The sequence below is a fragment of the Vibrio sp. M260118 genome (assembly GCF_036533755.1).
In the GTDB taxonomy this organism is placed as follows: domain Bacteria; phylum Pseudomonadota; class Gammaproteobacteria; order Enterobacterales; family Vibrionaceae; genus Vibrio.
Genome location: NZ_JATABG010000280.1, coordinates 1 through 4,886, shown reverse-complemented (window position 1 = coordinate 4,886; position 4,886 = coordinate 1). Strand labels below are relative to the sequence as shown.

5 protein-coding genes and 1 tRNA gene are annotated in these 4,886 nt (G+C 39.2%); 3 read left to right on the top strand and 3 right to left on the bottom strand.

The window, feature by feature from the left end; all coding sequences use genetic code 11:
• Nucleotides 1-42 precede the first annotated feature (42 nt).
• Nucleotides 43-732, bottom strand: coding sequence for a MaoC family dehydratase (locus QTO00_RS14915; RefSeq protein WP_331425495.1), 690 nt, complete (start codon nucleotides 730-732; stop codon nucleotides 43-45).
• A gap of 319 nt (nucleotides 733-1,051) precedes the next feature.
• Here QTO00_RS14915 and QTO00_RS14910 point away from each other — a divergent pair.
• The 3 genes from QTO00_RS14910 to QTO00_RS14900 all read left to right on the top strand — a co-directional run bounded on the left by QTO00_RS14910 (nucleotide 1,052) and on the right by QTO00_RS14900 (nucleotide 3,368).
• A tRNA-Ser gene (locus QTO00_RS14910) sits at nucleotides 1,052-1,142 on the top strand.
• 230 nt (nucleotides 1,143-1,372) lie between these two features.
• Nucleotides 1,373-2,656, top strand: coding sequence for an AAA family ATPase (locus QTO00_RS14905; RefSeq protein WP_258516883.1), 1,284 nt, complete (start codon nucleotides 1,373-1,375; stop codon nucleotides 2,654-2,656).
• Nucleotides 2,646-3,368, top strand: a complete 723-nt coding sequence (locus QTO00_RS14900) for an RloB family protein (RefSeq protein WP_258516882.1) — start codon at nucleotides 2,646-2,648, stop codon at nucleotides 3,366-3,368. Before QTO00_RS14905 ends, QTO00_RS14900 begins: the two co-directional genes overlap by 11 nt.
• A gap of 3 nt (nucleotides 3,369-3,371) precedes the next feature.
• Here QTO00_RS14900 and QTO00_RS14895 read toward each other — a convergent pair whose 3' ends face one another.
• A complete protein-coding gene (locus QTO00_RS14895) occupies nucleotides 3,372-3,704 on the bottom strand; it encodes a hypothetical protein (RefSeq protein ID WP_331425494.1) in 333 nt (110 codons plus the stop codon).
• Nucleotides 3,697-4,557: a hypothetical protein gene (locus QTO00_RS14890; RefSeq protein ID WP_331425493.1), complete on the bottom strand. Its 861-nt coding sequence runs from the start codon at nucleotides 4,555-4,557 to the stop codon at nucleotides 3,697-3,699. Before QTO00_RS14890 ends, QTO00_RS14895 begins: the two co-directional genes overlap by 8 nt.
• Nucleotides 4,558-4,886 lie beyond the last annotated feature (329 nt).

Here is a 4,886-nt window from a genome sequence, read left to right as displayed (position 1 = left end):
GACAGACCGAGTTGGTATCCTTTTTTACTATAAATCTAAAAGTTAGAAGTGAAGTTGAATCACTGATGTAACCACGGCACCTGGGCGACGAACGCCTTCGATCTCGACCTTAATTTCACGTTCAATCTCTAGGCCTTTGCGGATAGGCGTCACCTTAGACAAAGTGCTGACTGCACGAACGTTGTTCCCTGCTTTAACCGGGTACGGGAATCGGACTTGGTTGAGGCCAATGTTAACCACCATCTTTGCTGTCGGGAACAGGTTGTTGTATGGATCAACACTGTCTGTCAGCTTAGGCAGTAGAGCAAGGGTTAAAAATCCGTGAGCAATGGTTGTTTTAAATGGAGATTCAGCTTCGGCACGTTCCGGATCGGTATGAATCCACTGCATGTCTTCTGTCACATGACCAAATTGATTGATACGCTGTTGAGAAACATTTAACCATTCACCAGTGTGAATGACTTCGCCTAGTTTTGCTTGTAGCTCAACATACAGCTTTTCAGCTTCAGGCTTAAGCTCAATGGGTGCAGGCTTCTTAATCGGCGCGACCACATCGTCGTTGACTGCAGGACCATGAAAATCACGTAAACGAGCAAACAAATCACGGTGTTGAGTTTTACCAACGAACTCTCCCCAGTACTCACGCACAAGTGGGCTCACCCATTGCAATAGCTCTGAATGTTGTTTTGATAATGATTCACCACGATGTCTAAACAAGTCAGCGACTTTCATATAAACCTCAGATAAAAACGGTATAGCGTAATAAACGCCATAATTTTGAATTAGTTCACACTATTATGCAATAACTTTCGGGCGTACACGTGTTGCATGAACTGATGTTTATCATTATAAAACAATAAGATATTAATAAAACACTATTTTATTGGAAATGTCGACTGTAGAGCACTTACACCAGATGGTTCGAGAATTTTGGGCTTAGGTAAGCCGTTATGCTAGTAAAGTAACTGCATAGTTTATAAGCACTTAGCATGCTGAGCATGATTTAGTGCTTTACAATATATCAGCCAATCACTAATATACGCCACGCAACGGAGAGATGGCTGAGTGGTTGAAAGCACCGGTCTTGAAAACCGGCATACGTTAATAGCGTATCTAGGGTTCAAATCCCTATCTCTCCGCCACATTCAAGAGATAACCCACTGTTTACAGTGGGTTTTTTCGTTTCTGCCGTTCCACTTTTCATTTCTTGTTTAGTCACACATTTACCGTGTTTAGCTGTGTTTAGTACAACTATCACAGTGATGCTCCTCTATTATCTACCAACAATATCTTATTTGTCTAAGTGTAAAATGGACTTTGAAGTCATTTTTTGCATATAATTGATGAAAATCGACATTAAAATGGTATCAAAATGCTTATTGAGTTGTTCGTGGAGAACTTCAGATCCATTCGAGAAAGACAGCAATTCAGCTTAATTAAATCTACTAATGATGATCTTAGAGGGAACTTTTTTACTCTAGAAAATCAAAAGAATACATCTTTATTAAGATCTGCTGCTGTTTACGGAGCCAATGCTGCGGGTAAATCAAACTTCATCCTTGGACTCGGGACGATGAAGCGTATTGTTTTAAGTTCTGCAAAAGAGTCGCAACGTGGAGAGAGGCTACCCGTAAAACCGTTTCTTTTATCAGAAGAAACCTCAAGTGCTCCTACAGAGTTTGAAGTTTTATTTATCAGCCAGGGGGTTAAATACCAATATGGTTTTTCTTTAACAAAAGATCAGATTGTAGATGAATGGCTCTTTGCATACCCTAAAGGAAGACCGCAACGTTGGTTTATCAGAGCTTTTGACAGCGAGACAGGAGAATACTCTTGGGATTTTTCCAATTTATTTCAAGGAAAGAAACAGGTTTGGAAAGAAGCGACAAAATCCAATTCACTTTTTCTTTCAACAGCAGTAATGCTCAACAGCGATCAGCTATTACCTATTTTTGATTGGTTCAAGGACACCCTCAAAGTTGCAGGAATTGGTGGCTGGGGGCCAGGTTTCACTGCTGAGTTGTGTGAAGTGAAAGAATCCAAATTAGAAGTTCTTAAATTCCTTAGATCTGCAGATCTAGATATTTCTGACATTTCGTTGGAGCAAAAGAAAATTGATGAAAGTTTCTTTTCTTCGGATATGCCAAAAGAAGTCAAGGATATGCTTTTGGCTGATTTAGAAGAGAAGGAGTTTGTCGACATCAAAACCATTCATAAAGGTCACGAAGGTCAATCTGTATTATTTGATCTTGAAGATGAGTCTGACGGTACTAGAAAACTATTTTCTTTTGCTGGACCTTGGTTAGATAGTTTGAAAAATGGGCGAGTTTTATTTATTGATGAATTACACGATAGTCTTCACCCCACAATGGTGAAGTTTTTAATTAATTTATTCAACAACAAGAAAACCAACCCAAACAATGCTCAGCTCGTTTTTACCACACACGAAACTTCAGTTTTAGACCAAAATGTCTTCAGAAGAGATCAGATTTGGTTTTGTGAAAAACAATCTGGAGAGTCGAGCCTATTTCCTTTAACTGACTTTAGTCCAAGAAAAGGGGCTGAGAACCTTGAAAAAGCCTATCTATCAGGACGATATGGTGCACTTCCTTTAGTTAGTAACCTTGAGCTTTTGGGAGATACAGATGGGGAGTGATGATCTTTTCAAAAAGAGAAAGGCACGCAAGGTCGAAGAACAAGCGAGAAAAAGAGCCAAAAGGAAGCCTTACGATACAGTACTTATTGTTTGTGAAGGTGAAAAAACTGAGCCTATATATTTTGAAGAAGTACGGGTCCTCTATGAGCTAGACATCGCAAATGTTGAAATTGATGGAGACTGTGGCTCTAGCCCAATAAATGTAGTAAATCACGCTTATAGTCTGCACGAGAAAGCCTTGAAATCAGGTGATATCTACAATAGAGTTTTTTGTGTTTTCGATAAAGATAACCACAGCTCTTTTGACGAAGCTATGGCTAAAGTAGACCAAATCAATGTTGATCTTGCAAAGGCTGGCTTGGAGAAACAGGTAAAATTTGAGAGTATCCCTTCGATTCCCTCATTTGAATATTGGTTTTTATTGCATTATAACCCAACTACACAACCCTACGCAGCAACACCAACAAAGAGTGTCGGGGATTTGGTTATTGATGATCTTAAAGTTTATTTACCTCAGTACAAAAAGACTCAAAAAGGATTGTTTAAAAAATCTTTAGATGAGGGAACCTATGATGGGGCTAAAGCACACTCAGAACGGATTTACAACAATGCTCTAAAATCTGGTGTAACTAACCCATCAACAAAGGTTCATAAGTTAATGGGGTATTTAGATGGGCTTAAAAAGAAAAAAATCGCAAGATCAAAAAAGTAAAGTCTATTCAGGTCTGTTTCGGTAAGGTTTTTTGGGACGATTAACATCTAATTGGCCAAATGAAATGTTAGTTGTGAAATAGGCTTGGAGTCTCACAGCTTCGAGCCTTTCTTTTAGATTCGGTGAGGTGATCATATCGTGATATAGCTTGGCCAACTCAAAATATGCATTACTCAATCTACAAATCTCCGTAGAAAGTTGATCTTCGAGCTTGGCAAGTTTGTTCAAGGCTTTAACTGATGGGTTGTCCATCGAGTTCACAAAAATCAGCTGTTGGCGCATCTCTTTAAAGATCTGTTTCGTGTTCTTTTCAATTAGTTCAAATTGCTCAATCATTGCTATATCTCCTTAATTTATTTTGATTTTCTTCAGTTAATACTGGCTTTTGGTTGGTTTCTTTCAGTTCCCCCAACGCTGAACGGATTTCATCTAACGCTTGTTGCTTATCGGCTTCAAGAACATCACTAGGGCTTAACTGGTCAATGGTCTTGTTTAAGCGGTTGGTCTGGCGGTTGATGTTTTTCGTATCATTGCTCTGACTGGCTTGAATTAGCTTTTCAAGCTGCTTTTTCGCTTTGTTGATAGTCTTTTCTTTGTGGTTCAGCTCTTGCCAGCGTTTGAGCTTCTTATTCGCTTTGCTCTTGGGTTGGTAATCTTCAAAGGAATATCCCAAATCAAGCATAGCTTTGTTAAAAGTACGCTTAAGTAGATTAGTCGTGCTTGGGCGTGTTAATTCTTGTTGATAAGAACGCTCATCTATTCCCCTTGATACAATAATATTTAGGTGTGGGTTTGTTTGCTGATGCAGCACTAACGAGCAATGATTCAAGAGCGTTTTAGCGGGTATATCTAATTGTGTCGCTAAATCGTTAATAATCGCTTTAGAAACGCCTCTCCACTGCGTTTTTGTCAATTTGATAGTCTCAGGTAGGGCAAAGACAAAACTTTGCGTATAAGACGATACAGGGCGCCCCCCTTTACGCTGTTGTGCATTTCGTTTGTCTATTCGGTAAGCTTGGTCGATTGCGGTGAGTGCCACTTGCACAGGGTTGTTATGCAATATATGGACTTTCGTACGGCTCTTATGGTTGGGGTGATATTCGTCGATTAAATAATGAGCATAAACTAATGTGCCTTGCTCTTTATTTTTAATCGCTTCACTTCTTACAAACCAATTTTTAATACTCATATTATCCTCTTTGTAATGACTGTTAATTTTAATCAATCACAAAAATGATGTTTGTCAAATATCTAATGCTAACTGGTTTAGTTTGGGGTCTATTCAAGATGGGGAAACTCTCCGAGTTTCCCCTTTTAAAACCCTAACGGCTCGTCTCTTTCAAATATGCATTTATAATCTTGATATTCAAAGGGCTTTGTTGCGTAATTCAGACGAGAAACCAAACCTCCTAAAGTTGAGCGACTTTTATACAATATACTGAGTTTCAGGCATACCAAGCCCTGTAAGTTTGTTCAGTGCTTTGATCATGGCGTAAGTCTCGCCAACCTGAGCGTTGT